This is a genomic window from Curtobacterium sp. MCLR17_059 (assembly GCF_003234665.1).
In the GTDB taxonomy this organism is placed as follows: Bacteria; Actinomycetota; Actinomycetes; order Actinomycetales; family Microbacteriaceae; genus Curtobacterium; species Curtobacterium flaccumfaciens.
Genome location: NZ_QKSU01000012.1, coordinates 21,042 through 46,934, shown reverse-complemented (window position 1 = coordinate 46,934; position 25,893 = coordinate 21,042). Strand labels below are relative to the sequence as shown.

At 71.7% G+C, this 25,893-nt stretch carries 29 protein-coding genes; 12 read left to right on the top strand and 17 right to left on the bottom strand.

Features of this window, described 5'->3' with window-relative positions; genetic code table 11:
• Positions 1-59: 59 nt before the first annotated feature.
• Genes DEJ12_RS15135 through DEJ12_RS15125 form a run of 3 tightly spaced genes read right to left on the bottom strand, consistent with a single transcriptional unit; the run spans position 60 to position 3,284 of the window.
• Complete coding sequence (locus DEJ12_RS15135) at positions 60-1,133, bottom strand: low specificity L-threonine aldolase (protein ID WP_111030612.1); 1,074 nt, start codon at positions 1,131-1,133, stop codon at positions 60-62.
• A gap of 4 nt (positions 1,134-1,137) precedes the next feature.
• Positions 1,138-1,821 (bottom strand): SDR family NAD(P)-dependent oxidoreductase, encoded by a 684-nt coding sequence (locus DEJ12_RS15130; protein ID WP_111030611.1) that lies wholly within the window; start codon positions 1,819-1,821, stop codon positions 1,138-1,140.
• Complete coding sequence (locus DEJ12_RS15125; RefSeq protein ID WP_111030610.1) at positions 1,818-3,284, bottom strand: DUF6421 family protein; 1,467 nt, start codon at positions 3,282-3,284, stop codon at positions 1,818-1,820. The genes DEJ12_RS15130 and DEJ12_RS15125 overlap by 4 nt, the downstream gene beginning before the upstream one ends.
• Positions 3,285-4,079: 795 nt before the next feature.
• Here DEJ12_RS15125 and DEJ12_RS15120 point away from each other — a divergent pair.
• The gene (locus DEJ12_RS15120) at positions 4,080-4,568 is read left to right on the top strand and encodes a hypothetical protein (protein ID WP_146245566.1); all 489 of its coding nucleotides are present in this window, start codon (positions 4,080-4,082) and stop codon (positions 4,566-4,568) included.
• A 55-nt stretch (positions 4,569-4,623) separates the two neighbouring features.
• Positions 4,624-5,202 (top strand): TetR family transcriptional regulator, encoded by a 579-nt coding sequence (locus tag DEJ12_RS15115; protein ID WP_111030608.1) that lies wholly within the window; start codon positions 4,624-4,626, stop codon positions 5,200-5,202.
• An 82-nt stretch (positions 5,203-5,284) separates the two neighbouring features.
• On the opposite strand, the gene DEJ12_RS15110 is transcribed toward DEJ12_RS15115, so the two are convergent.
• Positions 5,285-5,929, bottom strand: coding sequence for a GntR family transcriptional regulator (locus tag DEJ12_RS15110; RefSeq protein ID WP_111030607.1), 645 nt, complete (start codon positions 5,927-5,929; stop codon positions 5,285-5,287).
• Positions 5,930-6,026: 97 nt separating this feature from the next.
• Between DEJ12_RS15110 and DEJ12_RS15105 the strand changes: the two genes are divergently transcribed.
• From DEJ12_RS15105 to DEJ12_RS15090, 4 genes are all read left to right on the top strand, one after another.
• Positions 6,027-6,734: a DUF969 domain-containing protein gene (locus tag DEJ12_RS15105; RefSeq protein WP_027465970.1), complete on the top strand. Its 708-nt coding sequence runs from the start codon at positions 6,027-6,029 to the stop codon at positions 6,732-6,734.
• Positions 6,731-7,813, top strand: coding sequence for a DUF979 domain-containing protein (locus tag DEJ12_RS15100; protein WP_111030606.1), 1,083 nt, complete (start codon positions 6,731-6,733; stop codon positions 7,811-7,813). Before DEJ12_RS15105 ends, DEJ12_RS15100 begins: the two co-directional genes overlap by 4 nt.
• On the top strand, positions 7,800-8,861 hold the full coding sequence (locus tag DEJ12_RS15095) for a DUF2891 domain-containing protein (protein WP_258370566.1): 1,062 nt from the start codon (positions 7,800-7,802) through the stop codon (positions 8,859-8,861). The genes DEJ12_RS15100 and DEJ12_RS15095 overlap by 14 nt, the downstream gene beginning before the upstream one ends.
• Before the next feature lie 62 nt (positions 8,862-8,923).
• Entirely contained in the window at positions 8,924-9,106 is a 183-nt protein-coding gene (locus DEJ12_RS15090; protein WP_111030605.1) for a hypothetical protein, read from the top strand.
• Positions 9,107-9,181: 75 nt separating this feature from the next.
• Here the strand turns inward: DEJ12_RS15090 and DEJ12_RS15085 are convergent, their stop codons facing one another.
• From DEJ12_RS15085 to DEJ12_RS15070, 4 genes are all read right to left on the bottom strand, one after another.
• Complete coding sequence (locus DEJ12_RS15085) at positions 9,182-9,484, bottom strand: putative quinol monooxygenase (RefSeq protein WP_111024724.1); 303 nt, start codon at positions 9,482-9,484, stop codon at positions 9,182-9,184.
• 63 nt (positions 9,485-9,547) lie between these two features.
• Entirely contained in the window at positions 9,548-10,432 is an 885-nt protein-coding gene (locus tag DEJ12_RS15080) for a biotin-dependent carboxyltransferase family protein (RefSeq protein ID WP_111030604.1), read from the bottom strand.
• Positions 10,429-11,061, bottom strand: coding sequence for an allophanate hydrolase subunit 1 (locus DEJ12_RS15075; RefSeq protein WP_111030603.1), 633 nt, complete (start codon positions 11,059-11,061; stop codon positions 10,429-10,431). Before DEJ12_RS15075 ends, DEJ12_RS15080 begins: the two co-directional genes overlap by 4 nt.
• Positions 11,058-11,819, bottom strand: a complete 762-nt coding sequence (locus DEJ12_RS15070; RefSeq protein WP_111030602.1) for a LamB/YcsF family protein — start codon at positions 11,817-11,819, stop codon at positions 11,058-11,060. Before DEJ12_RS15070 ends, DEJ12_RS15075 begins: the two co-directional genes overlap by 4 nt.
• A gap of 169 nt (positions 11,820-11,988) precedes the next feature.
• Here DEJ12_RS15070 and DEJ12_RS18100 point away from each other — a divergent pair, with 169 nt between their 5' ends.
• Positions 11,989-12,159 (top strand): hypothetical protein, encoded by a 171-nt coding sequence (locus DEJ12_RS18100; protein WP_164941189.1) that lies wholly within the window; start codon positions 11,989-11,991, stop codon positions 12,157-12,159.
• A 236-nt stretch (positions 12,160-12,395) separates the two neighbouring features.
• The gene (locus DEJ12_RS15065; protein ID WP_111030601.1) at positions 12,396-13,760 is read left to right on the top strand and encodes an MFS transporter; all 1,365 of its coding nucleotides are present in this window, start codon (positions 12,396-12,398) and stop codon (positions 13,758-13,760) included.
• 116 nt (positions 13,761-13,876) lie between these two features.
• On the opposite strand, the gene DEJ12_RS15060 is transcribed toward DEJ12_RS15065, so the two are convergent.
• Positions 13,877-14,221: a hypothetical protein gene (locus DEJ12_RS15060; protein ID WP_071405928.1), complete on the bottom strand. Its 345-nt coding sequence runs from the start codon at positions 14,219-14,221 to the stop codon at positions 13,877-13,879.
• Between the two features lie 147 nt (positions 14,222-14,368).
• Positions 14,369-15,196: an alpha/beta hydrolase gene (locus DEJ12_RS15055; protein ID WP_181433096.1), complete on the bottom strand. Its 828-nt coding sequence runs from the start codon at positions 15,194-15,196 to the stop codon at positions 14,369-14,371.
• A gap of 133 nt (positions 15,197-15,329) precedes the next feature.
• Between DEJ12_RS15055 and DEJ12_RS15050 the strand changes: the two genes are divergently transcribed.
• On the top strand, positions 15,330-15,929 hold the full coding sequence (locus tag DEJ12_RS15050; protein WP_181433095.1) for an LppP/LprE family lipoprotein: 600 nt from the start codon (positions 15,330-15,332) through the stop codon (positions 15,927-15,929).
• Here the strand turns inward: DEJ12_RS15050 and DEJ12_RS15045 are convergent.
• Entirely contained in the window at positions 15,923-16,636 is a 714-nt protein-coding gene (locus tag DEJ12_RS15045) for a hypothetical protein (protein ID WP_111030599.1), read from the bottom strand. The two genes, DEJ12_RS15050 and DEJ12_RS15045, sit on opposite strands and share 7 nt — an antisense overlap.
• Positions 16,637-16,645: 9 nt before the next feature.
• Between DEJ12_RS15045 and DEJ12_RS15040 the strand changes: the two genes are divergently transcribed.
• From DEJ12_RS15040 to DEJ12_RS15030, 3 genes are all read left to right on the top strand, one after another.
• Positions 16,646-17,683: a YeiH family protein gene (locus tag DEJ12_RS15040; RefSeq protein ID WP_111030598.1), complete on the top strand. Its 1,038-nt coding sequence runs from the start codon at positions 16,646-16,648 to the stop codon at positions 17,681-17,683.
• 77 nt (positions 17,684-17,760) lie between these two features.
• Positions 17,761-18,372 (top strand): hypothetical protein, encoded by a 612-nt coding sequence (locus DEJ12_RS15035; RefSeq protein ID WP_111030597.1) that lies wholly within the window; start codon positions 17,761-17,763, stop codon positions 18,370-18,372.
• The gene (locus DEJ12_RS15030; RefSeq protein ID WP_071245067.1) at positions 18,372-18,602 is read left to right on the top strand and encodes a helix-turn-helix transcriptional regulator; all 231 of its coding nucleotides are present in this window, start codon (positions 18,372-18,374) and stop codon (positions 18,600-18,602) included. Before DEJ12_RS15035 ends, DEJ12_RS15030 begins: the two co-directional genes overlap by 1 nt.
• Before the next feature lie 17 nt (positions 18,603-18,619).
• Here the strand turns inward: DEJ12_RS15030 and DEJ12_RS15025 are convergent, their stop codons facing one another.
• From DEJ12_RS15025 to rutA, 6 genes are read right to left on the bottom strand one after another with little or no spacing between them, the layout of a single operon-like run.
• Positions 18,620-19,438 (bottom strand): GntR family transcriptional regulator, encoded by an 819-nt coding sequence (locus DEJ12_RS15025; protein WP_071405936.1) that lies wholly within the window; start codon positions 19,436-19,438, stop codon positions 18,620-18,622.
• Positions 19,435-20,067: a TetR-like C-terminal domain-containing protein gene (locus DEJ12_RS15020; protein WP_111030596.1), complete on the bottom strand. Its 633-nt coding sequence runs from the start codon at positions 20,065-20,067 to the stop codon at positions 19,435-19,437. Before DEJ12_RS15020 ends, DEJ12_RS15025 begins: the two co-directional genes overlap by 4 nt.
• Positions 20,064-22,190, bottom strand: coding sequence for an MFS transporter (locus DEJ12_RS15015; protein ID WP_111030595.1), 2,127 nt, complete (start codon positions 22,188-22,190; stop codon positions 20,064-20,066). The genes DEJ12_RS15020 and DEJ12_RS15015 overlap by 4 nt, the downstream gene beginning before the upstream one ends.
• A 43-nt stretch (positions 22,191-22,233) precedes the next feature.
• Positions 22,234-23,877: an amidase gene (locus DEJ12_RS15010; RefSeq protein WP_111030594.1), complete on the bottom strand. Its 1,644-nt coding sequence runs from the start codon at positions 23,875-23,877 to the stop codon at positions 22,234-22,236.
• Positions 23,874-24,785, bottom strand: coding sequence for a carbon-nitrogen hydrolase family protein (locus DEJ12_RS15005; RefSeq protein WP_111030593.1), 912 nt, complete (start codon positions 24,783-24,785; stop codon positions 23,874-23,876). Before DEJ12_RS15005 ends, DEJ12_RS15010 begins: the two co-directional genes overlap by 4 nt.
• Positions 24,782-25,882 carry a pyrimidine utilization protein A gene (gene rutA, locus DEJ12_RS15000; RefSeq protein WP_111030592.1) on the bottom strand — a complete coding sequence of 367 codons (1,101 nt, stop codon included), beginning with the start codon at positions 25,880-25,882 and terminating at the stop codon, positions 24,782-24,784. Before rutA ends, DEJ12_RS15005 begins: the two co-directional genes overlap by 4 nt.
• Positions 25,883-25,893 lie beyond the last annotated feature (11 nt).

Here is a 25,893-nt window from a genome sequence, read left to right as displayed (position 1 = left end):
CCGCCGGTACCGGCCCGGCGCGCGCCGGACCGGTGCGCGCCTGACCGGACGGTGCCGGCTCAGGCGGCGTCGAGCTCCCGCGTCAGGGCCGCGACGAAGTCGTCGATGTCCTGCTCCGAGGTGTCGTACGCGCACATCCACCGCACCTCGTTGCGGCTGGCGTCCCAGTCGTAGAACCGGAAGTGCTTCCGCAGCCGGTCGGCCACCCCGGCGGGCAGGGTCGCGAAGACGCCGTTCGCCTGGGTCTGCTGGCTGAAGCCGACACCCCGGATGCTGCCGTCGGCGATACCGGCCTCCAGCGCACCGCGCAGTCGGGCGGCCATGGCGTTGGCGTGCCCGGCGGAGCGCAGGTACAGGTCGTCGCTGAGCAGCGCGATGAGCTGCGCGGAGACGAACCGCATCTTCGACGAGAGCTGCATGTTCATCTTGCGCAGGTAGTGCAACCCCTCGGACGCCGAGGGGTTCAGCACGACGATCGCCTCGCCGTAGAGCATGCCGTTCTTCGTCCCGCCGAAGCTCAGCACGTCGACACCGGCGTCGGTGGTGAAGTCGCGCAGGTGCACCCCGAGGGACGCCGCGGCGTTCGAGATGCGGGCGCCGTCCATGTGCAGCTTCATGCCGAGCGAGTGGACGTGGTCGGCGATCGTCCGGACCTCGTCCACCGTGTACGCGGTGCCGAGCTCGGTGGTCTGGGTGATCGACACGACGAGCGGCTGTGCGCGGTGCTCGTCGCCCCAGCCCCAGGCCTCGCGGTCGATGAGCTCGGGCGTCAGCTTGCCGTCGGGTGCCTCGACCGGCAGGAGCTTGATGCCGGCGACGCGCTCGGGCGCACCGGCTTCGTCGGTGTGGATGTGCGCGGTTGCGGTGCACACGACCGCTCCCCACCGCGGCAGCATCGACTGCAGGCCGACGACGTTCGCGCCGGTGCCGTTGAACACCGGGAACGCCTCGGCCTGCGACCCGAAGTGCTCGCGGATCACCTCGTTGAGACGTGCGGTGTAGACGTCCTCGCCGTAGGCGATCTGGTGGCCGTCGTTGGCCGCGGCGATGGCGGCGAGGATCTCGGGGTGGACGCCGGCGTAGTTGTCCGAGGCGAAGCCCCGCAGGTCTAGGTCGTGCAGTCGGAGGGTCACGCGTTCATCCTAGGTTCGAGGGATCAGCCGCCGTGAGCGGGATGCGGGCGCCGTTGACGTCGGCCGGTGGGGTGTCCCAGAGCCGGACGACCTCGGTGCCGAGCTGCGCCTCGAGGCCGGACAGTGCACCGACGACGAACACGGCGGCCGCGGCGGTCTCCGGTGCCTCCTTCCGGAACCCCTGCGCGACGGCCCGGACCCAGGCGTCGGACGCGGCCTTCGCCGCCGCGTAGTTCGCGGCGCCGGCGGTGGGGGAGTCGACCGCGGTGGACGACACGAACGCGAGCCGTCCGGCCGGGGACGCCACCAGGTCGTCGTGGAAGACCCGGGTCGTGTTCCGCAGGGTCCGGAAGGCGCGGTCGAAGAAGTCCCAGTCCGCGTCGGACTGGCCGACGATGCTGCCACCGCCGCGCCACCCGCCGACCAGGTGGACCAGTCCGTCGACTCGGCCGGCGTCCGCGCGGACGTCGTCGGCCAACGCGGTGACCGCACCGAGGTCCGACAGGTCGCACGTGCGCGTCGTGACGCCCGGGACGGACGCGCGCAGGGCCTCCAGGGCGTCGGGTCTGGTGCCGACCGCGACGACGGCCGCACCGGCGGCGGTGAGTGCGCGCGCGACGGCTGCGCCGCTGGCACTGGTCGCACCGGCGATCAGCACCAGGCGACCGGCCACCGAGCCGTCGGTCACGCGGCGGCCTCGGCGACGAGCTCGGCGTCCGTGGTGCCGGTGATGCCGGCCGTGGACGCGATGACGGTCGCCATCTTCTTGTCGAGGGCCTCGTAGAACATCGACAGCGGGAACTCGTCGTCGAGCACCGCATCGGTGTAGCCGCGCGGCGGACCGGCGAGCGTCTCGTCGGGCAGGCCACGCGCCCACTTCGACGCCGGGTGCGGCGTGAGCGTGCGGGTCAGCATCTCGTACGCGGCGAGCCAGTGCGCCGACTTCGGCCGGTCGATCGAGCGCCGGTAGAGCTCGTTGATCTCGTCGCTCAGGGCGATGATCACGTCCGGCACCTCGGGCCAGTCGATCGTCAGCTGCGTGTCCGTCCAGTGCAGGACGCCGTGCTGGTGCATCCAGGCGAAGAGCAGCTGGCCGCCGAGTCCGTCGTAGTTGCGGACGCGGCTGCCGGTGATCGCGAAGCGGAAGACGCGGTCGAAGACGACCGCGTACTGCACCAGGCGCGCGTGGTCGCGGATGGCGCGCTGCGCGTCCTGGAGGCCCGTGTCTGGTCCGGCGGACAGCTCGCGTTCCAGACGCACGGACTCCCGGAACGCGGTCAGGTCGCAGCGGAGCTCCTCGAGCGAGTAGAGGAAGAACGGCATCCGCTGCTTGATCATGAACGGGTCGAAGGGCAGGTCCCCGCGCATGTGCGAGCGGTCGTGGATGATGTCCCACATCACGAAGACCCGCTCGGTCAGCTGCTGGTCGTCGAGCATCGCAGCGGCCTCGGCCGGCAGCTCGAGCTTGGTGACGTCGGCGGCGGCACGGACGACCCGGCGGTAGCGGGCGGCCTCGCGGTCCTGGAAGATCGCGCCCCACGTGAAGGCGGGGATCGAGCGCATCGCGACGGTCTCGGGGAACAGCACCGCCGAGTTCGTGTCGTAGCCCGGGGTGAAGTCGACGAACCGCAGTGCGACGAACAACGCGTTGCCGTGGTCGCCGGCCTCGAGCTCGGCGATGAACTCCGGCCAGATGACCTCGACCAGGACGGCCTCGACGAAGCGCGAGGTGCTGCCGTTCTGGGTGACCATCGGGAACACGACCAGGTGGCCGAGCCCGTCGACGCGGTGCTGCTGCGGCTGGAACGCGGTGAGGGAGTCGAGGAAGTCGGGGGCCCCGAAGCCCTGCTCCTGCCAGTGTGCGAAGTCGAGCTGCAGCACCTGCAGGAACGCGGCGTCGTGCGGGAAGTGCGGTGCAAGCTCGGCGACGGCCGGCACGATCACCGCGACGTGACCGGCGGCAGCGGCGTGGTCGGACGGTTCGGGGACGGAGCCGTCCCGCGTCTGCAGGGCCTGCAGGGCGACGACCGCACGCTTGAGCCGGAGCCAGGCGGGGTGCGCAGCGACCTCGCGGACGGACAGGTGGTCCTCGACGACCTCGGGCTCTCCGACGATGGCGTCCTGCGAGATCTTCTGTGGGAACTGGGACATGTCGAACCTCCCGTCATCGGGGTCGGCCGCGGATCTGCGGACGAGTGGTGCGCGTTACCGGATCGTCTCGAGCCTAGGGAAGTTCGGGGGACGCAAAGTTGCCCATCTGCGGTGGAATCGTGCGTCGTCGTGGTGCTCGCGCGGGGATTCGACTGCTGCGCGCACGGTTCGTGCGGCCATGGCGCGGTCCGGTGTCGCGACCTCTTTGCGTCCACTGTCCGACATGCGCCGGAGGCGCCGGACGGACACGTACCCATGGACCTCCGGACGTATGGAGGGTCGGAACTGTCGTCGTGCGGTCGGACTACGCGAGTACCTGGTTGAGGACGAGCGCGGCGCCGATCACTGCGACGCAGACCAGGAACGCAACCGGTGCTGCCCTGCTCTTCGGGTGCACCATGCCAGCAAAGCCCGAGGCACTCAGGCCAGCTGCTCCCGTTGCGACCGAGAGCGGCCATCCATTGACGACGAGCACGACACAAGCGACGCCGAGCAAGACCGCGCACGCTGCGAGCACCCTGCTGAGCCCGCGGCGGAGACGAGCCCGCGCTGCTGGCTCTGGAGAGGTCGCTTCGAGGGGTGCGGATGATTGATCAATGACTTTGCGAGACAACGCCATCTCCTGTGCTCTACGACTTCCGGCAAAGGCCTCAACCTACCGATGTTCTACATGGGTCGTGTGTTTTTCGTATTTCTCTGTGAGGAGGGGCGCATCGCGCGGTCCGGGGCGAGGGGTACCGTTGGAATGTGGAACATCAGCGGAACGTTCGGCGTGTGAGGCGGAGCGGGGTCCGGGTGATCCTGTTCGCCAGCATGGCGCTCGGGGCCTCGATGCTGAGCGCTCCGAACGAGGCGTCGTGGGATCCGGGGGTGTTCCTGCTCGTCGGTGGCGCCTTCTGCGCCCTGTCGCTCTTGCTGGGACGGCATCGGCGCAGAGGCCGCGCGAGGGCCAGGATCTCCACGTCGGACTGGGTGGTGCTGTCGACCGGTCTCGGGGCAGGGCTGCTCGTCGGCCTCCTCTTCTTCGACGGCTCGGCTGCCTTCGGCGCGCTCTTCCCGGTCCCGTTCGTGGCGATCCACGCCGCCGTGAGTCGCGCGGACGGAAGCCTGCGAGCTCGGTCGATCTTGCTCGCGGTGACGGCGGCGTTGGTCGTTGCGATCCTCGTCACGGGTGACGATCTGCAGCGCGGCTTCGCCGACCTCGTCCAGGGGGCCGTGGTCGCCAGCGTCCTGTTGACGCTCGCGTCGGTCCTCTGGAGCGCTGTGCGGAGACAGCGGGCCTGAAGCTGCTGCCGTGCACTCCAGCGCTGCGGGCCGCGTGATCGGTACGGTGGTCGCCATGGCCCGATTCACGCCCCCAGCCGCTGACGCGATGCGCGCCCGGCTCCTGCTCGCCGCGCGGGACGAGTTCGCCGCGGTCGGACTGGCCGCCGGCAGGGTCGAACGGATCGGTGCCGCGGCGTCGAGCAACAAGGCGCAGGTCTTCCACTACTTCGGCAGCAAGGAGGGGCTGTTCGACGCCCTCGTCGCGGACACCGTGACCGAGACGTTCGCCGAGGCCCCGCTCGACACCGCCGACCTCGCAGCCTGGGCCGGCCGGGTGCACGACTCGTACGTCCGTCGCCCCTGGGCCCAGCGGCTCGCGACCTGGCACCGGCTCGAGCGCGCCGACGTCCCGCTCGAGTCCATCGCGACCAGCTACGCAGACGCGGTGGCCGAGGTCGAGCACGCCCAGCGCGCCGGGGTCCTGCCGCGGGCGTTCCGTCCGGCGGTGCTCCTCGGGCTCGTCCTGCACACCGCGGCGTTCTGGAGCGCGACCGCTCCGGAGTACGACCCGCTGGTGCAGGCCGTGACGCCGCCGCGGCGTCGCCAGGTCGTGGTCGACGCGGTCGCCGCCCTGCTCGGCGGGAAGTCCTGACCGAGGGGACCGCGGGTACCAGCGCGAGCGGGCTCGGACCGCGCGTGCGGGGCGGAGCCGCACCGGGCCTCCTGGCCGTCCCTCAGTCGGCTGCGCCGGCGGCGACCCGCAGCGTCCGCTCCGCGTCGTCGAGGTAGTCGGCGAGCAGCGCCGAGGCGGCGTCCTGGTCGCCACCGCGCAACGCGGACACGATCGCGTCGTTGCGTTCGACGAAGTCGGCGTGGAACGAGGCCGGGTCCGCGGTGGTCAGGAAGGCGAGCCGCATCTCGGCGAGCAGGCCGTCCATCAGGGCGTGGATCCGCTCGCTCGGCACCGCGCGCACGAGCTCGGCGTGGAAGCGGATGTCGGCGGTCCCGACCGCACCCCAGTCGCCCGCGGACGCGGCTGCCCGGGCGTCGCTGACCGCTGCGGCGGCCTCGGCGAGTGCCGGTGCGTCGGGGGTGCAGGCACGGACGGCTGCCTCTTCGAGCACCCGCCGAGCCGCGTAGAGATCGGTGACGTCGGCGGCGGAGAGGCGTCGGACGAACACCCCGCGGTTGAACACGTGCTCGACCAGACGGTCGCGGGCGAGCAGCCGGAAGGCCTCGCGCAGGGTGTTCCGCGAGACCCCGAGCTGGTCGCTCAACCGCTCCTCGGACAGCTGCGCCCCGGGGGAGAACCCACCCGACGCGATCATGGTGCGCAACCGCGTGGCCGTGGAGTCAGCGCCGCCGACGGTTCGGGTCATGGCACCGATCCTGGCACGGGTGGCGTTTGTGAAGGGCGTGTTACAGAGCAGAACCGGCTCTTGCGATTGTTGAACAATGCGGTCCAGACTGTCCCGCATGTTCGTCCTCATCGGCGTCGCCGTCGTCATCGTCGGCTTCGCGTTGCGCATCAATGCGCTCCTCGTCGTCACGGTCGCGGGCATCGTGACCGCGGCCATCGGCGGGATCGGTCCCGTCGGCATCCTCGACGCGTTCGGCAACGGGTTCGCCTCGAGCCGGTCCGTCACGACCTTCGCGCTCGTCCTGCCCGTCATCGGTCTGATCGAGCGCTACGGCCTGCAGGACCAGGCGAAGCGCCTGATCGCGAAGCTCGACAAGCTCACGACCGGTCGTCTGCTCGCCGGCTACCTGGTGATCCGGCAGGTCACCGCGGCGGTCGGCCTGACGAGCATCGGTGGCCCGGCGCAGACCGTGCGCCCGCTGGTCTACCCGATGGCCGAGGGTGCGGCGACCAAGAAGTACGGGCGGATCGACGACCGCATGCGCGAGAAGATCAAGGGCTACTCGGCGTCATCGGACACCGTCGGCGTGTTCTTCGGCGAGGATGTCTTCGTCGCCGTCGGCTCGATCCTGCTCATCACGACGTTCGTCGACTCGACCTACGGGCTGTCGCTCGAACCGATCGACCTGGCCCTGTGGGCGATCCCGACGGGCATCGCGGCACTCATCGTGCACGGCGGACGCCTGCTGCTGTTCGACCGCCGACTCGACAAGATGGCGGCGGACGCCCGTGCCGACGCCCCGACCCTGGGGGCAGCAGCGTGATCACCAGCGAATGGCTCTACTGGCTCATCGGCGCGTTCTTCATCGCCGTCGCCGTCCTGATCGTCACCGACACCGCGCACGCGAAGCGCCTGGGCAACGCGGCGTTCTGGGGCATCCTCGGCCTGTCGTTCTTCTACGGCACCTTCGTCGCCGCCGGCACGGTGCCGGCCTGGACGCTCGGGATCGCCGTCCTCGTGATGGTCGCGCTCGCCGGGCTCGGCTTCACCGGCACGACGAGCCGCACCCGGGTCGCGAGCATCCCCGGCGCGGGCACGGGTGCCGAGACCGGCCCCGCCGAGCCCACCGGCGTGACGCAGAAGATCACGGACGCCGGCAGCGGCAGCACGAGTGTGCTCGCCACCACCAGCCCGGACGAGCGCGCCGCCTTCGCGACGAAGTACGGCAACCGGCTCTTCATCCCGGCCCTCGTGGTGCCGGTGGTCGCCGTGCTGGTCGCGACGCTCGGCCCGCTCGTCTCGTTCGGCGGCGAACCGCTCCTCGCCGAGGGCAGTGCGACCCTCACCGGCCTGGGCATCGGTTCGGTGCTCGCCGTGGTCGTGGCCGTGTTCGTCCTGCGCCCGCCGAAGATCGCCACCCCGATCCGTGAGGGCGGTCGCCTGCTGCAGGCGATCGGCTGGGCGGCGCTGCTGCCGCAGATGCTGTCGACGCTCGGCATCGTCTTCACCCAGGCGGGAGTCGGTGACGCCGTCGGCACCATCATCAAGTCGGTCCTGCCCGACGGCTCGCTGCTCGCCGCCGTGGTCATCTACTGCCTCGGCATGGCCCTGTTCACGATCATCATGGGCAACGCGTTCGCCGCGTTCCCGATCATGACGGCCGCGATCGGCTGGCCCGTCCTGGTGCAGGGCTTCGACGGCAACCCCGCCGCGATCTTCGCGATCGGCATGCTCGCCGGCTTCTGCGGCACGCTCGTCACCCCGATGGCCGCGAACTTCAACCTGGTGCCGGCCGCCCTGCTCGAGATGCGGGACAAGTACGGCCCGATCAAGGCGCAGATCCCCACCGCCGCCATCCTGCTCGTCGTCAACATGGGAGTCATGTACCTTGTCGCATTCTGATGCCGCCCCGATCGACCTGACCCGGGCCGCCTGGGCCGACCGCTTCGCGGCCGTCGCCGCGGACAACACGACCCGCGAGTACCCGTACGCCGCGCACCACGCGACGTCCGGACCGGACGACCGGGCCCTGCCCGTCGAGCTCCACCCCGCCTTCGCCACGTCGTACGACTGGCACTCGTCGGTGCACATGCACTGGCTCGCGGCGCGCCTGGTCGCGCACGGCCTGCCCACCGACCTGGAGGCCCGGCTCACCTCGATCCTGCAGGCGCACCTCACGACGGATCACCTCGCGACCGAGGCCGCCTACCTGCGCGAGACGCCGCACTACGAGCGCCCCTACGGCTGGGCCTGGCTCGCCCGGCTCGCCGCCGAGGTGTCGGCATCCGAGGCGCCCGCCGTCCGGGCACTGGCACCGGGGTTCGCACCGGTCGTCGACGTCCTCGAAGACCTGGTCGTCCGGTGGATCGACGGCGCCGCGCACCCCGTCCGGCACGGCGTGCACTCGAACTCGGCGTTCGGGTTGCTGCTCGTGCTCGAGGCCGCCCGGTCGCTCGACCGTCCGGCCCTGGCGGCTGCGGTCGAGGGGGCTGCGAAGGACTGGTTCGGCGCGGACGCAGGGTGGCCGTTCGCATGGGAGCGGAGCGGGCACGACTTCCTGTCCGCGGGCCTCGCCGAAGCCGACCTGATGCGGGCGGTGCTGCCCGCCGCGGAGTTCGCCACGTGGGCGCGCGGCTTCTTCGCCGCGGTGCAGCCGGGTGACGCGATCCTGCGGTCGACGGTGGTCCGTGACGAGAACGACCCGCAGCAGGTGCACCTGTTCGGGCTCGACCTGTCGCGGGCGGGCTCGGCCCGGCGCATCGCGGACGCACTCCGCGCCGGCGGTCCGGACGACTCCGGCACCGGCGTCGCCGACCTGCTCGACGACGCGGCCGACCGGCTGCTGGCCTCGGGGCTCGCGGCGAGCGTGGGCGAGGAGTACTACTCCACCCACTGGCTGGCGAGCTTCGCCTGGGACGCCATGGAGGCTCGGGAGCACGCCGCTCGCTGACCGTCGTCAGGAGCGCTCAACATCTGCGGACACGTCGAGGATCCGGAGGTACCTTCGGGGCCATGAGCGATCCGAAGGACGACGAGACCCTCGACGACTTCCGCGAGGCGCAGGAGACCGACTACGAGCCGGAGCCGACCGTGCTCGACCCCGACGACCTGCCGGTGGTCGACGACGTGGACGACGAACTGCTCCCCGACGACGACCGACCGGTGCCGCTCGACACCGACGACGACACGATCTGAGCGATCGCGCCGTCGTCGCGCCGCGGCACCGGCGCTGACGCAGGTGCCGACGTCAGCTTCGGTGTCGGCGTCGGCTCAGTCGAGCGGGAGGGTCCGCGCGAAGGTGCGGGTGACCGGAGTCGCAGCGAGGAACGGTGCCATCGCCGGAGCACCCTCCGGCGTCGCACGCCAGGCCACGTAGGTGTCGTGGTCCTCGGCCGTCGTCCACGACTCGACGACGACCATGCGTGCCGGGTCCTCGTCGTCGACCAGGACCTCGAGCGACTCCAGGCCGTGGAACGACGCGGTCTGTTCGAGCGTCTCGCGGATCGCACCCTGGAGTGCGTCTTCGGGGGCGTCGCTCTGGAACTGGACCTCGAGCAGGACGGTCATCGACATGGGGAACCTTTCGTCAGCGGTGTCCAAGCCAACCCCTGACCCCCTGCGCTTGTTCCGGGTCGGTCAGCCGAGGATGCGGAACCGGAGCGGATCGCCCGGACGGAGCTGCGCAGCGAGGTCGATCGACGACGGTGTCAGGACCGCGACGACCGGGTAACCGCCGGTCACCGGGTGGTCGGCGAGGAACAGCACGGGGAAGCCCTCGGGTGGCACCTGCAGTGACCCGGTCTCGACGCCCTCGCTCGGCAGCTCGTGTGCCACGGAGCGGGGGAGCGGCGTCGCGGCCGTGGTGCGGACCCCCACCCGGTCGCTGTCCGCACTGACGGAGAAGTCCTGGCCGGTCAGGGTCGTGCGCCACTCCGGGGTGAACCAGTCGTCGCGCGGTCCGGGCACCACGTCGAGCACGACCGGTTCGTCTGGCCACCGCGGCTCGGGCTGCGGCACCGCGTCGACGATCGGCCACGACAGCCGCGCGTCACCGAGGGGCAGGACGTCACCGGCCGACAGCGGCGGCGGACCGAGGCGCGCGAGGGAGTCCCACGAGCGGCTGCCGAGCACCGGGTCGACCGCGAAGCCCCCGAGGACCGCGACGTAGGTGCGCAGGCCCACGGTCGCGGTGCCGATCCGGAGCGTGTCGCCCGGGGCCAGCAGCAGCACCTCGTGCGAGGCGGCACCGCGGACCGATCCGTCCGCCCGCTCGACCTCGACGGGGCAGGCCGCGCCGGTGGTGGCCGCGACCACGTACGCGTCGGCGCGCAGCGTGACGGAGCCGAGCAGGGCCTCCAGGACGGCCGCGTCGGGACGGTTGCCGACCAGTCTGTTGGCGAGTGCCGCGGAGCCGCGGTCGGCGGCCCCGGCCGCGCCGAGGCCCATGTCGCTGAAGCCCGGGCGCCCGAGGTCCTGCGTGGTCGCACCGTAGCCGACCTGCACGACGGTCAGCGCGGTCATGCCGCACCCGCCACGACGAACCGGACGAGCGTGCCGGCGGGCGCGAGCGCCGGAGGCGTGCGCTCGAGCGACCACATCGGCACGTCGGTGCGGCCGATGAGCTGCCAGCCGCCGGGCGATGTCCGCGGGTAGACGGCGCTGAACTCGCCGGCCACCGCGACGGCTCCGCTGGGGACGGTCGTGCGGGCGGTGCTGCGGCGGGGCAGGTCGAGCGGCCGATCGCTGCCGGTCAGGTAGCTGAAGCCGGGGGCGAAGCCGCAGAACGCGCTCGTCCAGAGCTGCCCGGTGTGCCACGCCACGAGCTCGTCGCGCCGCATGCCGGTCAGTCCGGTGACGGTGTCGAGGTCCTCACCGTCGTAGGTGACGGGGATGACGAGCGGCTCGGTGTCGTGCGCTTCGAGCGCTGCGCTGACCGGGGCGACCTGCGCGAGCTCGGAGCGGAGCCGCCCGGCGTCCGTCGTGGACGGGTCGAACCGGAGCAGCAGCGTCCGGGCGCCGGAGACGACCTCGGTCAGCCCCGGCAGGGTGGCCTGTGCGAGCCCGGCGCGGAAGGCGACGACGTCGGCGAGAGACCCGAACGTGGCCAGGAGTGCGGTGCCGCCCGCGGAGCGGACCTCCGGACCAGTCACGGTGCGAAGGGCGCGATCGTCACGCCGTGCTCGGTCAGGAGCGCTCGGATGGCACGGGCCATCGCGACCGCGTCCGGGGAGTCGCCGTGCACGCAGACCGAGTCGGCACGCACGGCGATCTCGGACCCGTCGACGGCGGTCGCGACCCCGTCGGTGACCATGCGGAGCACCCGGGCTGCGACCTCGTCCGGGTCGTGCAGCACCGACCCCGGCTGCTTCCGTGACACCAGCGAGCCGTCGGGTTCGTAGGCGCGGTCGGCGAAGGACTCGCTCACCGCGCGGAGCCCGTGCCGCTCGGCTGCCAGCAGCAGTTCCGACCCGGGCAGCGCCAGCACGGCGAGGGACGGGTCGACCTCGGCCACGGCACGGACGACGGCCTCGGCCTGCACCGGGTCGGCGCAGGCGGTGTTGTACAGGGCGCCGTGCGGCTTGACGTAGGTGACGGCCGTGCCGGCGACGTGCGCCGTGGCGGCCATCGCGCCGAGCTGGTGCACGACGTCGGCGTACAGCTCGTCGGGGGTGACGTGCACGGGCCGGCGGCCGAACCCGATCAGGTCGCGGTAGGCCACGTGTGCGCCGATCGCCACACCACGCTCGGCGGCGGCGCGGGCGGTGGCGAGCATGATCGTCGGGTCGCCGGCGTGGAACCCGCAGGCGACGTTGGCGCTCGAGACGACGTCGAGCATCGCGGCGTCGTCGCCCATGGCCCAGGCACCGAAGCCCTCGCCCAGGTCGCTGTTCAGGTCGATCGTCGTCACGGGTGCTCCCTGTCCTCGCGGGTTGTTGAACAATCTACCGATCGCCCCGGTCCCTGTCATCCGCTTCCCCCGGTCGGACGGCGGTTTCCGAGGTGCGCCACGTACTGTCCGAGTCCTCAGTACCACCGGCGGCAGTGCTGCCGGATCGATCTCTGCACTGGAGCAGCTCATGACCGACAGTGACAACACGCACGACGCCCCGAAGAACGACTCCGAGGGCACCGAGAAGCCGGGCGGCCTCGGGGACGACAACACCATCCCGAACAACCCCGACGGCCTGGCCGCGGGGCACACCGGCGACGACTCGCACTTCAACCCGGAAGAGGACGGCGAGCACTAGCGGCTCCTTTCCGGCCTGCGGGTCGATGCAGAACGACACCGTCGTTGTCCTCCGACAACGGCGGTGTCGTTCTGCGTCGGCACGCATCCGCACGCGTCCGCACGCACTCGTCCGCCCCGACGAAACAAAGAACGCAAAACCTTTCGGCATGAGGTTTCCGGTGCTACAGTCCCGATCACCTAGCAGCACTAGGGATTCAGCGGGCGCCGAAGCCCCCTGTGACTCAAGGAGGAGTCATGTCGACACCGACGTCGAAGGAAGAACCCACGCGGGGCATCGCCGGGACCGCGTCCCCAGCGGTCACCGCAGCCGCCGGAGCCACCGCCACCGACGCTGCGGCGTCCCGAGCGTTCTCGGTCGAGGGCATCACACAGTCCGTCAGCACCGTCCGGGTGGGCCGCGGCTACCTCTGGGGCCTCAGCTTCGCCCAGTTCGGCCTGTTCGTCGCCCTGCTCACGCCCGTCTTCGTGAGCATGTCGATCAAGGCGACGGAGCTGAACCCGACGAGCCCCGAGACCGTCGTCGGCTCGGTCCTGCCGTTCGGAGCGCTCGGCGCCCTGTTCGCCAACCCCCTGTTCGGCGCGCTCTCCGACCGCACCCGCACGCGGTGGGGCCGTCGCCGCCCCTGGATGGTCGGCGGTGTCGTCGTCTTCGTCGGTTCCCTCGCCTGGCTCGCGTTCTCGCCCGACGTGCTGCAGCTCACCCTGGCCTGGGTGCTGGCGCAGGTCTCCGCCAACGCCGTCCTCTCCACGCTGACGGCGAGCTTCGCCGACAACGTGCCGGAGTTCCAGCGCGGCAAGGCCTCGAGCGTCATCGCCCTGGCACAGAACATCGCGATCCTGGCCGGGCTCTACCTGGCCGTGTACCTGGTCGGCAACCTGCCGGTCCTGTTCATCGCACCGGGCGTCCTGGCGATCATCGCGGTCCTCGTCTACTCGTTCGTCGCCCGTGACGACCTGCCGACGATGCCGGTCAAGCCCTTCAGCTGGATCAACCTGATCAGCTCGTTCTGGACGAACCCGATCAAGCACCGCGACTTCGGGCTCGCCTGGTGGGGCCGCTTCCTCATCACCTTCGGCACGTTCATGTTCACGACGTACCGCCTGCTGTACATGCAGGACCGCATCGGGCTCCCGCAGGGCGAAGCGGTCGGGGTCGTCGCGTTCGGCGTGCTCCTGTACACGATCGCCCTGCTCGTCAGTGCGGCCGTCTCCGGATGGGTGTCCGACCGGATCCAGCGTCGCAAGGTCTTCGTCTGGGGTTCGACGGCCATGACCGCAGTCGGCCTGGTGATCCTGGCCCACGTCGACAGCGTCGGCGGGTTCTACTTCGCCGAGATCGTCCTCGGTTTCGCCTTCGGCATCTACGCCGCCATCGACACCGCCCTGGTCGTCGACGTGCTGCCCGACCCGGAGCGCCCCGGCAAGGACCTCGGCGTCATCAACATCGCGAACGCCCTGCCGCAGTCACTCGCCCCCGCCGTCGGTCTGTTCCTGCTCGGCATCGGTGGCGGCCAGAACTACACGCTCATGCTCTGGGGTGCCGGCGTCGCCGTCATCCTCGGCGCCCTGGTGATCCTGCCCATCAAGTCGGTCCGCTGACCGACGCGACCGCCTGGAGGCGCGACCCGCGTCCGCGACGCACGCCGCGCCTCCAGGCGGTCACCTGCACCGCACGTGGCCGTCTGTTCAGGCACCGTGACGGGCAGTGGGCTGGGTCAGAGCTGCGGTGAGCGCCTGCCGAACAGCGCGTCGAGGAACCGCGAGAACCGCGACTCCGGCTCGTGGGGCGTCTCGATCGAGCGGGTCGGTGAGCGGAACGCCAGGTCGTGCAGCATGTTCCGCTTCGACCCGTCCCAGTTCGCGAACAGGTAGGTCCCGCCGATGAAGGACATGCTCCGGACCGGCGTGCGCTTCCACGAGTCCGCAGCCACGTAGTACCCGGCGTGGCCGGCGCGGATGTGCTGGATCACGGTGTCCACGTCGATGACACCGGTCGGTGTCACGACGGCGGTGATGCCCGTGCGGTCGCGGGCGACGTACTCGATGAGGTGTTCGGTCACGATGGAACTCTTCGTCACGGTGGTGAGACGCCACGGCAGGGAGCGTGGCGAAGGGGATTCGGAACCGCCGTTGCTTCCGTTTTCCAGAGTACGTCCGCCGCGGGCGTGCCGTCCCCGGATGTCCGCCGTTCGCAACCGGATGAGCGTTCAGTGGATGGGGGTCCGGTCGGCCCAGTCCACGATGCGTTCGATCGTGTCGTCGAAGTCCCGCGTGCCGGGTCGGTTGAGGAACGCGTGACGGCTGTCCGGCAGGACGTGTCGTTCGACCTCGATGCCCGCGGCCTCGAGCTCGTCCGCGAAGCGCTCGCCCGAGGCGCGCATCACGTCCCGCTCGGCGTCGATCAACAGGGTGCGGCGGAACCTGCCGAGGTCGGCGGGTGCCGGGTAGACCGCAGTGGGGCGGCCGCCCGCGTAGGCCCGGTTGCTCAGGTCAAGCAGCAGCGGCGCGTGCGTGAGTCGTCGGTGCCCTCGGACGAGTCGCTGCAGTGCCCGGTCACGGGGGAGCCGGGCGTGGAAGAACCCGTAGGTCAGCACGAGGCCGGCCAGCGGCGGGGCGGTCGCGACCGCGGATGCCGCCAGGCACGCACCGGCGCTCGCCCCACCGAGCAGCAGGCCGGACGGTGCCTCGTGGTGCAGATTGCGGAGCACGGCGACGATCTCGTCCCGCGCGTGCGGTGCCCGTCGTCGCCCTCGCGCTCCACCCCGGCCGAGCCACGGCAGCCCGGGCAGCGGTCCGAGGCGGTACTCGACGGTCACGACCGGCAGCCCGCGCTCGGCGAGTGCACGTGCGACGGCGTCGGACTCCGGCAGGTCGAGGTCGCCCCGGAAGAACCCGCCGCCGTGCACCCACAGGGTCGGGGTTCCCGTGCCGCCGCTCCGGTCGAACGGTCGGTACCGCCGGACGGGGACCGGTCCGTGCGGTCCGTCGATCCGGTCGTCCCCGACCTCGATCGTGTCCTGCTGCTTCCCCCGCATGGGAGCAGTGTCGCAGGCCGCGGGCGGGAGCCGGGCTCGCGGCGCTTGAACAGGCATGCTTTCGGAGCGTCGCGAGGGACACGGCCCGGTAACGATGCGGGCGACCGCCCGGCCGGGCAGGCAGCGTGGAGGCATGCGCCTGACGAGAGCCGCCCTGATCCTGACCACTGCGACCCTGGCCGCGCTGCTGACGGGGTGTTCCGGCGCTGACGGAGCGGACGGCGGTGCGGCGACCCCGACCGTGACCGAGACCGTGACCGCGTCGCCGTCCGACGCCGCGAGCACGCCGACCCCGACACCGACACCGACGCCCACCCCGACGTGTGGCCCGTCGAGCGGTGCCGCGGCTGCGGCCGATGGCATCGCGGCCCTGCCGCTGCCCGCCGGCCTCGAGGATGCGAAGTGGGACGCCGCGAACGCCGACTACTCCGGCTACGACGCCTGCGCGCCGCTGTCCTGGTCCGTGGTCGCACCCGAGTTCGGCACAGCAGGATCCCCGTACGCGATCCTGCTGTTCCACGAAGGCCGGTACCTCGGCACGGCCACTGCCCAGCAGTACGCCTTCGAGCCGACCGTCGAACGACAGAGCGACTCGGCCGTCACGGTGACCTACCGGTTCGCCAAGGCCGGCGAGCCGAACGCAGCGCCCTCCGGCCGCACCACGGCCACCTTCACCTGGAACGACGAGACCGGCCGCGTCGTGATGACGGGGGACACCCCGCCCGCTCAGTGACGATCGGCCGGCGTGGAAGCCACGCCGAGCTCCCGCTGCAGGGTGCGGAGGACCCGCACGAGGGTGTCGAGCTTGTCCGGTCCGGCTTCGAACCCACGTCCGAGGGCAGACCGCGGCTGCACGACCACGTCGTCACCGTCGGTCGTGGTGATCCAGACGCCGAAGTCGGCACGCTGGCCGCGGGACTCCCTCGTCGCGACGGAGAACCGCCGGATGCGCGCCCACGGCAGGTCGAACACCGGCGCGTCCCGTGACGGTGCCCACGCGTGCAGGCCGAACTCGTCGACGGTCCAGACCTCGGGCCGGGGCTTCGGGAAGTCGTCGGAGGTGCGCAGGCCGGACGTCAGCACGGGCAGGTGGAACCGGGGTGCCCGGCCCGCTCCGATGCGCGCGAGCGTCCGGCGGTCGCCTCGCCCGGCGGACAGCGTCGACACGGCCAGCAGCACCCCGAACCCCGCGACCACGATCGGCCACAGCACGAACGACCCCTGTGTCCGGGCGCTGTCGATGCCCCGCAGGAAGTCCGGGAACGCGAACTCGGCGACGAGCGCGGCGAGCCCCACCGCCGTGGTGACGACCGCCGCGAGCAGCACCGGCCCCCGCTTCGGCATCTCCCCGTCGCGCAGCCGCTGCACCCACCGTTCCCCCGAGTACTCCACCGTGCCATCCTGCCCGTCGCGGCCACCGATCGTCCGCGAGCGCGACATGCTGTTCCCATGCAGTCCGTCCGTGCCGCCGCCCCCGGTGTCGCCCTCGCCGTGGCGATCGGCATCGTCGCCACCCTCGTCGGCCGGGTCGTCCCGGTGGTCGGCGGTCCCGTCCCCGCCGTCCTGATCGGTGCCGTCGTCGGGTGGCTCGTCCGGCGTCGCACCGGTGGCACACTCGCCGCGCTGGCTCCCGGCGTGAAGTTCTCGTCCAGCCGGGTCCTGCAGTTCGCCGTGGTCCTGCTCGGCGCGCAGCTGTCCATCGGCGAGGTCCTGCGCATCGGCGGTGAGACCCTGCCGGTGATGCTCGCGACGCTCGTCGTCTGCCTGGTGGCCGCGTGGGGGATCGGCCGGCTGCTCCGGGTCTCGGGCGCACTCCGCACCCTGATCGGCGTCGGGACCGGCATCTGCGGCGCCTCGGCGATCGCCGCCGTGACACCCGTCATCGGTGCGGTCAGTGCGGACGTCGCCTACGCGATGTCGACGATCTTCCTCTGCAACATCGCGGCCGTCTTCGCCTTCCCGCTGCTCGGGCACGCCCTGGGCCTCAGCCAGCACGCCTTCGGCGTCTTCGCGGGCACCGCCGTGAACGACACGTCGTCCGTCGTCGCCACGGCGACGGTCTACGGCCGCCAGGCGACCGACACCGCGGTCGTCGTGAAGCTGGTGCGCACCCTGATGATCATCCCGATCGTCATCGGGCTGGCCGGACTGGAGGCCCGCCGCGCCTCCCGCGAGCAGCTCACCCCCGCCTCGGGGCCGGGGCCGGGTCGCGGGTTCCGTGTGTTCCGGTTGGTGCCGTGGTTCCTGATCGGGTTCCTCGTGGTGGTGCTGCTCCGGACGGTCGGGGTCCTGCCCGCGTCCGTGGCGCCGGGGTTCGCGACGGCCGCCTCGTTCCTCATCACGGTGGCGCTCGCCGCGATCGGCTGCTCGACGGACTTCGCCGCGCTCCGCCGTGCCGGGTTCCGGCCGATGCTGCTCGGCATCGCGCTCTGGGTCCTGGTGGCGGGGACGAGCCTGGGCATGCAGGCGGCCTTCGGGCTGCTGTAGGGGTTGCCGGCACCGGACCTATCGTTTATCGTTGCATCGACATTCGATGGTATCGATGATCGACAGGGGAAGCAGCCATGACCACGCCCGTCTACGAACCGCCCCGCGGGCGGAACTCCTACCTGGCCTACGTCGTCTCGTGCGCGATCGGCATCGCGATCGTGGTGTGGCGGTACGTCGACCTGCTCGTCCACTCGATCGCCTCGGGCACCGTGGCCGTGCCGATCCGGATCCGCGAGACCAGTGCCGTCCCGCAGCCTCCGGGTGGTGCGACGGTGACGTCCGACGAACTCGTGCTCCGGGCACCGATCGCCGACGTGCCGGGTGGTGCGATCGGGTACATCCGCGTCGGCGACGCGCTGGAGGTCCTGCTCGTCAGCGCCCTCATCGCCCTGGTCGCGGCGGTGGCCTGGAAGATCTCACGCGGCGGGCTCTTCGACCGCTCGACCACCCGGATCCTCGACTGGCTCGCCGGCGCGGTGCTGGCCGCCGGGTTCCTGCCGTCGTTCGTCCGCCGGATGGGGTGGAACTGGGTCGTGTCCGGGCTCGGATGGGACGGGTACCTGCCCACGCCGGTGGTCGACCACCAGTTCCTGCCCGTGTACCTCGGCCTGCTCGTCGTCGTCTGCTTCCGGTTCGCGCTCACCGCCTCGCAGCGGATGGTGCGGGACCAGGCCGGGCTGGTCTGATGCCCCCGGAACAGGAGGACGGCCACGCGGTCGTCTGCCACCTCGACGACCTGCTGGCCGAGCGGGGGATGACCCTGACCGAGCTCGCCGACCGCGTCGGCGTGACCGTCGTCAACCTCTCGGTGCTCAAGAACAACCGGGCCCGCGCGATCCGGTTCTCCACCCTCACCCGACTGTGCGAGGTGCTCGGCTGCCAACCGGGCGACGTCTTCTCGGTGCGCACGGACTGACGATCCCCGCCCGTGCCTCACGTGATCCGGGAGTCGATCACCGCCCGGTCGCCGCGGTACCGCGAGAACCCGTACTCGACGGGTGTCCCGTCGGCCAGGCACATCAGCCGTTCGATGTGGAAGATCGCCTGGCCGGGATCGATGTCGAGCAGGTCGGCCGTCCACTGGTCGGCGTTCACGGTGCTCAGGAGCAACCGTCGTGCCTCCGGCCGCGCGCCGGCCTTCCTGACGAGCACGTCCGGCACGTACTCGGTGAGCGGCTCGGCGACCAGGTCGGGGAAGCGCTCGTGCGGGACCCAGCTCGTCCGGACCCGGCTCGGTTCGCCGTCGAACGAGATGAGGCTCTCGACGAAGAAGGCGCTGCTGCCGGTCATCTGCAGGTTGCGCCGGACGGTCTCCGGCGCGGTCACCTGCTGCACGCACAGGTGCACGATGCTGAGCCGGGGCGACTCGAACACGCTGCCCCCGGCCGTCTCGCCGTAGATCGTGACCTCGTCGGACGTGCGGGCCAGGCTCACCGAGGCGACGGGCCGCACACCGAACGTGCCCGATCGCGGCGCACGGGTGAGCAGCCGCTGTTCCTTGAGCAAGGCGAGGGCAGCCCGCAGGACGTTCCGTGTCGTGCCGTACAGGTCGAGCAGCTCCCACTCGTACGGCAGCGGACCGGTGAACCGCCCCGCGACGATGTCGGCCCGGATCAGGTCGGACACCTGGCGGGCCGCGTCGGAGCGTCGGTTGAACCCGATCCAGTGACCCGGTGCCGACGGTGTCGTCCCGACCCCCATGTCGGTCCAGGCAGCGGACGGGGCGAACCCCTCCGGCACGGTCCCGGTCACGAGGGCACCCCCACCGTCGACAGGTCGCCGGTCCAACCGGCCCACCGCAGGAACTCCCGGGCCAGCCGCACCGGGTAGTCGGGCGCCTGGATGTCGAGCGAGACGAACACGCGTCGGTAGAACGTCGGCCCGCCGAGCAGGTCCACGGCGATGCCGAGGTCGACGTCCGGTCGCAGGTCGCCCGCGTCCATCGCCCGCTGCAGCATCGCGTTCACCCGCAGCCGCCGGTCCAGGTGCCACTCGGCGACGGCCTCGGCGACCCGCGGCTCGTGCGACGCGGTCTCCACGATGAGCGGGAGCGCCCGACCGACCGGCGTCGCGACGAGGGCGTGCACCCATCCTCGGGTGAGCCCGAGGACACCCGCGGCGATCGGGGCGTCCTGCACCGTCGGGATGTGCTCCTCCATCAGCCGGATCACGGTCTCGGTGAGCAGGACCTCCTTGCTCGACCACCGCCGGTAGATCGTCGCCGCACCCACGCCGGCCGCGTCGGCGACGGCCCGGATCGTGAACGCGCGGGGGTCGCCCTCGGCCAGGATCTCGACGCACGCGGTGTACACGGACTCGCCGACGGCAGCGCTCCGCGGCCGGCCCCGGACCGGCGCCTCGATGCGCGTCGTGGTGCTCATGCCGCGTCCCAGTGCTCGAGGACCTGGTCCATGGGCCAGACCTCGCCGATCTTGGCGGCGATGTCGAACAGGTTGGCTTCGTGCACGCTCGGCAACCGGTCGCCGACGGCTTCGCGCACGACGATCGGGACGAACCCGTGCTGCATGGCGTCCGTGGCCGTCGCGCGGATGCACCCGCTCGTCGACAGCCCCGCGATGAAGAGCGTGTCGACGCCGCGGGCGACGAGGTCGGCGGCCAGCGACGTGCCGAAGAACGCGCTCGGGTACTGCTTGGGCACCAGGGTGTCGCCGTCGAGGGGTTCGAGCCCGTCGACGAACGCTCCGGTCGACGCGCCGGGCAGGTACGCAGCGAGTGCCGGCACCTTGCGGAAGAACACGCCGGCGTTGGACCCGTCGGCGGAGAGTGCCATCGTCGTGATCGCCACGTGCACCCCGGCGGCGCGGGCAGCGGTGGTGAGCTCCCGCATCCGCTCGACGGGTTCCTCGACGCCGGCGTAGAGCCCGCAGTCGGGGTCGACGTAGGCGCGGACCGGATCGACCACGACGAGCGCAGCGCGTCGTCCTGGGCGGAGCGTGCCGGTGAAGCCGGCTGCCGCGTAGTCCTGGTGGTCGTCGGTCATGGCGTCCTGCTTCCGTCGTGGGTGGTCGTTGCCAGGGTGGGGACGGTCACGTGGACGCCCCCGGCTCGGGGATCGGCCCGACCTGTCGGGCCGGAGTGGCGCCTCCCGGTCGGGAGGCCCGAACGGACCGAACGCGACGATGAGCGCCCCCAGGGCCGCGCAGCCGGCGAACGTCAGCGCCGCGGCGCGGACGCCGTCGACGAACACCTGGACGTCGCCGGACGGCAGGCTGAGCAGGCTGCCGTCGTAGGCCGCAGCCGCCTGGGCCGCGGACAGGCCGCCCGTCGCGATCGCGAGGCCGAGCGCCGTCGAGAACAGGAAACCGGCGTTCTGCAGGGCCGAACGGATGGCGTTCGCGATGCCGCGGCGGTGCTCCGGGACGCGGGTCATCAGTGCCGACGTGCTCGGCGTCATGAACACGCCGGTGCCGACCCCGACCGCGCCGAGGCCGGTGGCGGTGACGGCGTAGGCGTCGCCGTCGGCGAGGGACACCGCGAGCACCGCGGCGCCGAGCGCGATGAGGAGCATGCCGATGGTCGACAGCGTCCGCGCGGCGACCCGGCGGGCGAGGAACCCGGCGCTCACCGCCGCGACCGTCGTGCCGATCGGCGTGGGCAGCACCCAGAGGGCGGCGTCGACGGCGTCCTTGCCGTCGACCGCCTGGAACGAGAGGGAAGCCAGCAGGACCAGTGCGTAACTGGACAGGGCGCACAGCCCGGCGGCGGAGAACAGGGTGATGGTGGTGCGGTCGCGGAAGATCGCCGGGTCGACCAGGGGGTGCGCGACCCGGCGTTGGGTCCACACGAACACACCGCCGAGCACGACCGCGCCGGCGGTCATCGCGACGACGGGCACGGCCGACCAACCGACCGAGCCGCCGGTCGAGACCGCACCGACGAGCAGTCCGACGGCGGCGACGGACAGGACCGACCCCGGCACGTCGAGGCGCTCGCCGGAACGGGGGCGCGTGCTGTGCGGGATCAACCGGAGCGACCAGATGAGTCCGGCCAGTGAGATCGGCACACCGGCGAGGAAGATCCAGCGCCACCCGAACGACTCGGTGACCAGGCCGCCCACGACCGGACCGATGACCTGCCCCACCGCGGCGACCGTGGCGTTCAGACCGAGGCCGAGCGACAGGATCGACTCCGGGAAGACATCGGTGAGCAGCGCGGTCGTGTTGGTGACGATCGCCGCCGCACCCACGCCCTGCACGAGTCGGGCGCCGAGCAGCACCGCCGCGTCCGGGGCGAAGCCGCACGCGAGTGAGGCGAGCAGGAAGACGAGGATCCCGGCGATGTAGAGGCGGCGACGACCGACCAGGTCGGCGATGCGCCCGAAGACCAGGATGAGGGTGGTCGTGGTGAGCATGTAGCTGAGGAGCACCCAGCTGGACTGCACGGCGCTGGCGTCGAGGTCACGGCTGACGTCGGGGAGCGCGATGAGGAGTGCGCTTGAGGAGATGAAGACGAGGACGACGCTGAGGCTCGACGCGCAGAGCACCTGCCAGGCGCGTCGTCGGGCGGCGCCGTCGTCGACGGTGCGGCTACCGATCGCTCGGCCCTCGCACGGCGGACGACGACGGCACCCTGCGGTGGTGCGTCGTGGTCCGCTGGAAGGCGGCCGCTGCGGACAGCACGAGGCGGTCGTCCCACGGCCGCGCGACGAGCTGCACGCCGACGGGCAGACCGTCCGGCGCGGTGCCCGCCGGCATCATCAGCGCGGGGAACCCCACGTAGTCGAACAGCCGGGTGTTCCGGGGGATGACGTCGTGCAGGTTGAAGCGCTCGCCGTCGACCGACATCGTCAGGTCGTCGAGTCGCGGGGCGGTGGCGCCGATCCCGGGGGTGAGCACCACGTCGACGCCGGCCTCGTCCATCCGGGTGACCATCGCGGCCTGCACGAGCGGGCGACGGCGGAGTGCCCGGAGGTAGTCGGCAGCGGTCGGCAGGAACGACACGTCGAACCGGGCGCGGGTCCCGGCGTCGAACAGGTCGGCCGTGCCGGCGTTGGCCTCCTGGTTCGCGGCGAGCTCACCGTAGAACACCGTCCAGCACTCCGAGTCGATCGACTCCAGGTCGTCGAACTCGATCGGCACGAGCGTCGCACCGAGCTCGCGGAACCGCTCGACCGCCGCGGCGTGTGCTTCGAGCACCGCACGGTCGACGCGTTCGGTGAACCAGCCGAGCGGGACCCCGATCCGGAGCCCCTCGACCCGTTCCGGCGCGGCCTCGATGAGCGGGACGGCGGGGAACGTCGTCGGGTCCTGGCCGTCGGAGCCGGCGATGACCCGCAGGACGAGCGCGAGGTCCTCCGCGGAACGTGCCATCGGTCCGACGTGGTCGAGGGTCCACGACAGGCTCGCGACCCCGGTGCGCGGCACGAGCCCGTAGGTCGGCTTGATCCCGGTGGTCCCGCAGAGGGCGGACGGCACGCGGATCGACCCGCCGGTGTCCGATCCGAGCGCGAGCGGGACGATCCGGGCAGCGAGCGCCGAACCCGACCCCGTCGAGGAGCCACCCGTCCAGCGCTCGGGGTCCCAGGGGTTCCGCACGGCGCCGTACCGGGCGTTGTGCGGCCCGCCGAAGGCGAACTCGGTGGTGGCCGCCGTGAACACCGGGATCGCGCCGGCGGAGCGGAGCCGGGCCACGACGGTGGCGTCGGCCGGGGCCACACGGTCACCGGTCTGGAGCGAGCCGCTCGTGACGATCGTCCCCGCGACGTCGATGATGTCCTTCACGGCGAACGGGATCCCCTCGAGCGGCCGGGCGTCGTCGTCCGCCCAGCGGCGGGTGGACTCGGCGGCGGCTTCCTCGGCCCCGTGCACCAGGCGCAGGACTGCGTCGGACCAGACGTCGTCGCTCGTCCAGTGCGGGGCGAGTGCGGCGAGGACCTCGGACGGGGTCGTGGTGCCGGACCGGTACGCGGCGAGGAGTTCGACGACCGAGGCGGCGGCGGGGTCGGCGGCTGCCCGGGACGCCGCCAGGTCGTCGTCCGGACCGGCAGCGGTCGGCGCCGGGGCCCCGTCGACCGCTGCGTCGAGGAGCCGGCCGAACAGCTGCGCGCTGTGGGCCGGTTCCGCGGGCAGCGCCGACGGGGCGGCGGGCAACGGGTTCGCCCGGCTCGCGGCCAGCGCGCGGTCGAGCTGCGGTGCGATGGTGCCGCGGACCAGGGCGGCGACGTCCGTCACGCGGGGACCGCCGCCGCTGCGTGGGCGTCGGCGAGGTACCGGAACACCCCGGGCTGCCGGTCACGTCCGAGCGGGAAGTCCCGGCGGGCTGCCGCGACCTCGCCGACGTCCATGGTGGCCCTGATGATCGGCCCCGCCTGGTGGGCGGGGGCCGAGACGACCAGGTCACCCCGTGGTGAGACGACCGAGGACCGACCGAAGTAGCTGACGGTCTTGCCGTCGACGGTCTCTTCGCCGCCGCGGTTCGGGGCGAGGACCCACGTCTGGGTCTCGAGCGCGCGGACCTGCAGTTCCTGGGTGAACAGGGTCTCGCGGAAGCCCATCGAGGACACGAGCACGAGCATCACCTCGGCGCCGGCGGCCCGTGACGCGAGCCAGTACTCCGGGAAGCTCCGGTCGTAGCAGATGAGCATGCCGAAGCGGGTGCCGAGGGCGTCGAACACGACCGGTCCGGAACCGGCTTCGAAGTAGTGCTTCTCGTCGACGTCGGAGATCGCGTTCGTCGGGATCGAGGTCTTGCGGTACGACGCCACACGGTCGCCGTGCACGTCGGTGCCCGGCACGAGCGTGCCGTCGGCGTCGATGAGCACCGCGCTGTTGTACTGGGCCCCACCGGCGTCCTCGTAGAGACCGAAGGCGACGGCGGTGCCCAGACGCTTCGCCGCACTCGTGAAGCGGGCGGTCGCCGGACCGGGGACGGGCTGTGCCCAGGACTTCCGGCTGTCGTTGACCACGCCGCAGAAGTAGGGCGTGGTGCAGAGCTCGGGGAAGACGACGAGATCGGCGCCGACGGCGGCTTCCTCGAACAGGGCGATGAGCTCGTCGAGGGCGACGTCGTGGTCGGCGGGGACCTCGCCGGCCTGGACGACCGCGACCTCGATGACCGGACGGCTCGCTGCGGCGCTCATGCCGTGACCGCGCTCGGAGCAGCCGACGCCACGCCCTCGCGGGTGCGCATCAGCGGCTGGATGCGGGTGCCGAAGTCGTCCATCCCCTGCAGGAAGTCGTCGAACACCAGCATGATGCCCTTCGTGCCCTCGACCGCCGCGGCCTCGTCGAGCATCGCCGCGACGTGCTCGTAGGAGCCGACGAGCGTGCCCATGTTCATGTTCACGGCGCCCTCGGGCAGCGAGATCCGCTTCGCCGTGTTGCCCTCCTCGCCCTCGGCGTCGGTGAGTGCCTGGCCGGTCATCCAGGCGATCGCCTCGACGTCGACCCCGTCGCTGTACCGCTCCCACTTCGCCTGGGCGGCCTCGTCGGTCTCGTCGGCGATGACCATGAAGAGCACGTAGGAGCCGACGTCGCGGCCGGTCTTCTCGCGGGCCTCGAGCAGCGCCTGGTTCTGCTCGGCGTAGGCGGTCGGGGTGTTCACGCCGACGCCCATCGAGAAGTTGTAGTCCGAGTACTCCGCGGCGAACGCCATGCCCTGCGACGACTGGCCGGCCGAGACGATCGGGATGTGCGACGTCGGCCGGGGGAGCATCCGGCAGTCGTCCATCTGGAAGTACTCGCCGTGGAAGTCGCTCCGGCCGGTCTCCCACAGCTCCTTCATCACCTGCATGTACTCGGTCTGGTAGGCGTAGCGGCGCTTGAAGTGCACCTCGTCGCCCGGCCAGAGGCCCATCTGGTCGTACTCCGCCTTCTGCCACCCGGCGACCAGGTTCAGCCCGAAGCGACCGTGCGAGATCGAGTCGACGGTCGCCGCCATGCGTGCCGCGATCGCCGGTGGGATGGTCAGGACGGCGGTCGTCGCGAACAGGCGGATCCGCTCGGTGCGGGCAGCGAGACCGGCCATCAGGGTGAAGGACTCGAGGTTCTCGTCCCAGAAGCCGCTCGGGCCGCCGAAGCCGCGCAGCTTGATCATCGAGAGGGCGAAGTCGAAGCCGTACGACTCGGCCTTCTGCACGATCTCGAGGTTGAGGTCGAACGACGGCTTGTACTGGGGCGACGTGGTGGAGATGAGCCAGCCGTTGCTGCCGATCGGGATGAAGACGCCGATGTCCATGGGGGACTCGC

Coding starts and splice junctions, on each gene's coding strand:
- DEJ12_RS15080 (WP_111030604.1), bottom strand. CDS start 10,432: ATGACCGCGCTGACCGTCGTGCAGGTCGGCTACGGTGCGACCACGCAG.
- DEJ12_RS15040 (WP_111030598.1), top strand. CDS start 16,646: ATGCAGTCCGTCCGTGCCGCCGCCCCCGGTGTCGCCCTCGCCGTGGCG.
- DEJ12_RS15005 (WP_111030593.1), bottom strand. CDS start 24,785: ATGAGCGCCGCAGCGAGCCGTCCGGTCATCGAGGTCGCGGTCGTCCAG.
- DEJ12_RS15055 (WP_181433096.1), bottom strand. CDS start 15,196: ATGCGGGGGAAGCAGCAGGACACGATCGAGGTCGGGGACGACCGGATC.
- DEJ12_RS15030 (WP_071245067.1), top strand. CDS start 18,372: ATGCCCCCGGAACAGGAGGACGGCCACGCGGTCGTCTGCCACCTCGAC.
- DEJ12_RS15035 (WP_111030597.1), top strand. CDS start 17,761: ATGACCACGCCCGTCTACGAACCGCCCCGCGGGCGGAACTCCTACCTG.
- DEJ12_RS15105 (WP_027465970.1), top strand. CDS start 6,027: ATGTTCGTCCTCATCGGCGTCGCCGTCGTCATCGTCGGCTTCGCGTTG.
- DEJ12_RS15110 (WP_111030607.1), bottom strand. CDS start 5,929: ATGACCCGAACCGTCGGCGGCGCTGACTCCACGGCCACGCGGTTGCGC.
- DEJ12_RS15115 (WP_111030608.1), top strand. CDS start 4,624: ATGGCCCGATTCACGCCCCCAGCCGCTGACGCGATGCGCGCCCGGCTC.
- rutA (WP_111030592.1), bottom strand. CDS start 25,882: ATGGACATCGGCGTCTTCATCCCGATCGGCAGCAACGGCTGGCTCATC.
- DEJ12_RS15065 (WP_111030601.1), top strand. CDS start 12,396: ATGTCGACACCGACGTCGAAGGAAGAACCCACGCGGGGCATCGCCGGG.
- DEJ12_RS15125 (WP_111030610.1), bottom strand. CDS start 3,284: ATGTCCCAGTTCCCACAGAAGATCTCGCAGGACGCCATCGTCGGAGAG.
- DEJ12_RS15045 (WP_111030599.1), bottom strand. CDS start 16,636: ATGTCGCGCTCGCGGACGATCGGTGGCCGCGACGGGCAGGATGGCACG.
- DEJ12_RS15020 (WP_111030596.1), bottom strand. CDS start 20,067: ATGAGCACCACGACGCGCATCGAGGCGCCGGTCCGGGGCCGGCCGCGG.
- DEJ12_RS18100 (WP_164941189.1), top strand. CDS start 11,989: ATGACCGACAGTGACAACACGCACGACGCCCCGAAGAACGACTCCGAG.
- DEJ12_RS15050 (WP_181433095.1), top strand. CDS start 15,330: ATGCGCCTGACGAGAGCCGCCCTGATCCTGACCACTGCGACCCTGGCC.
- DEJ12_RS15090 (WP_111030605.1), top strand. CDS start 8,924: ATGAGCGATCCGAAGGACGACGAGACCCTCGACGACTTCCGCGAGGCG.
- DEJ12_RS15085 (WP_111024724.1), bottom strand. CDS start 9,484: ATGTCGATGACCGTCCTGCTCGAGGTCCAGTTCCAGAGCGACGCCCCC.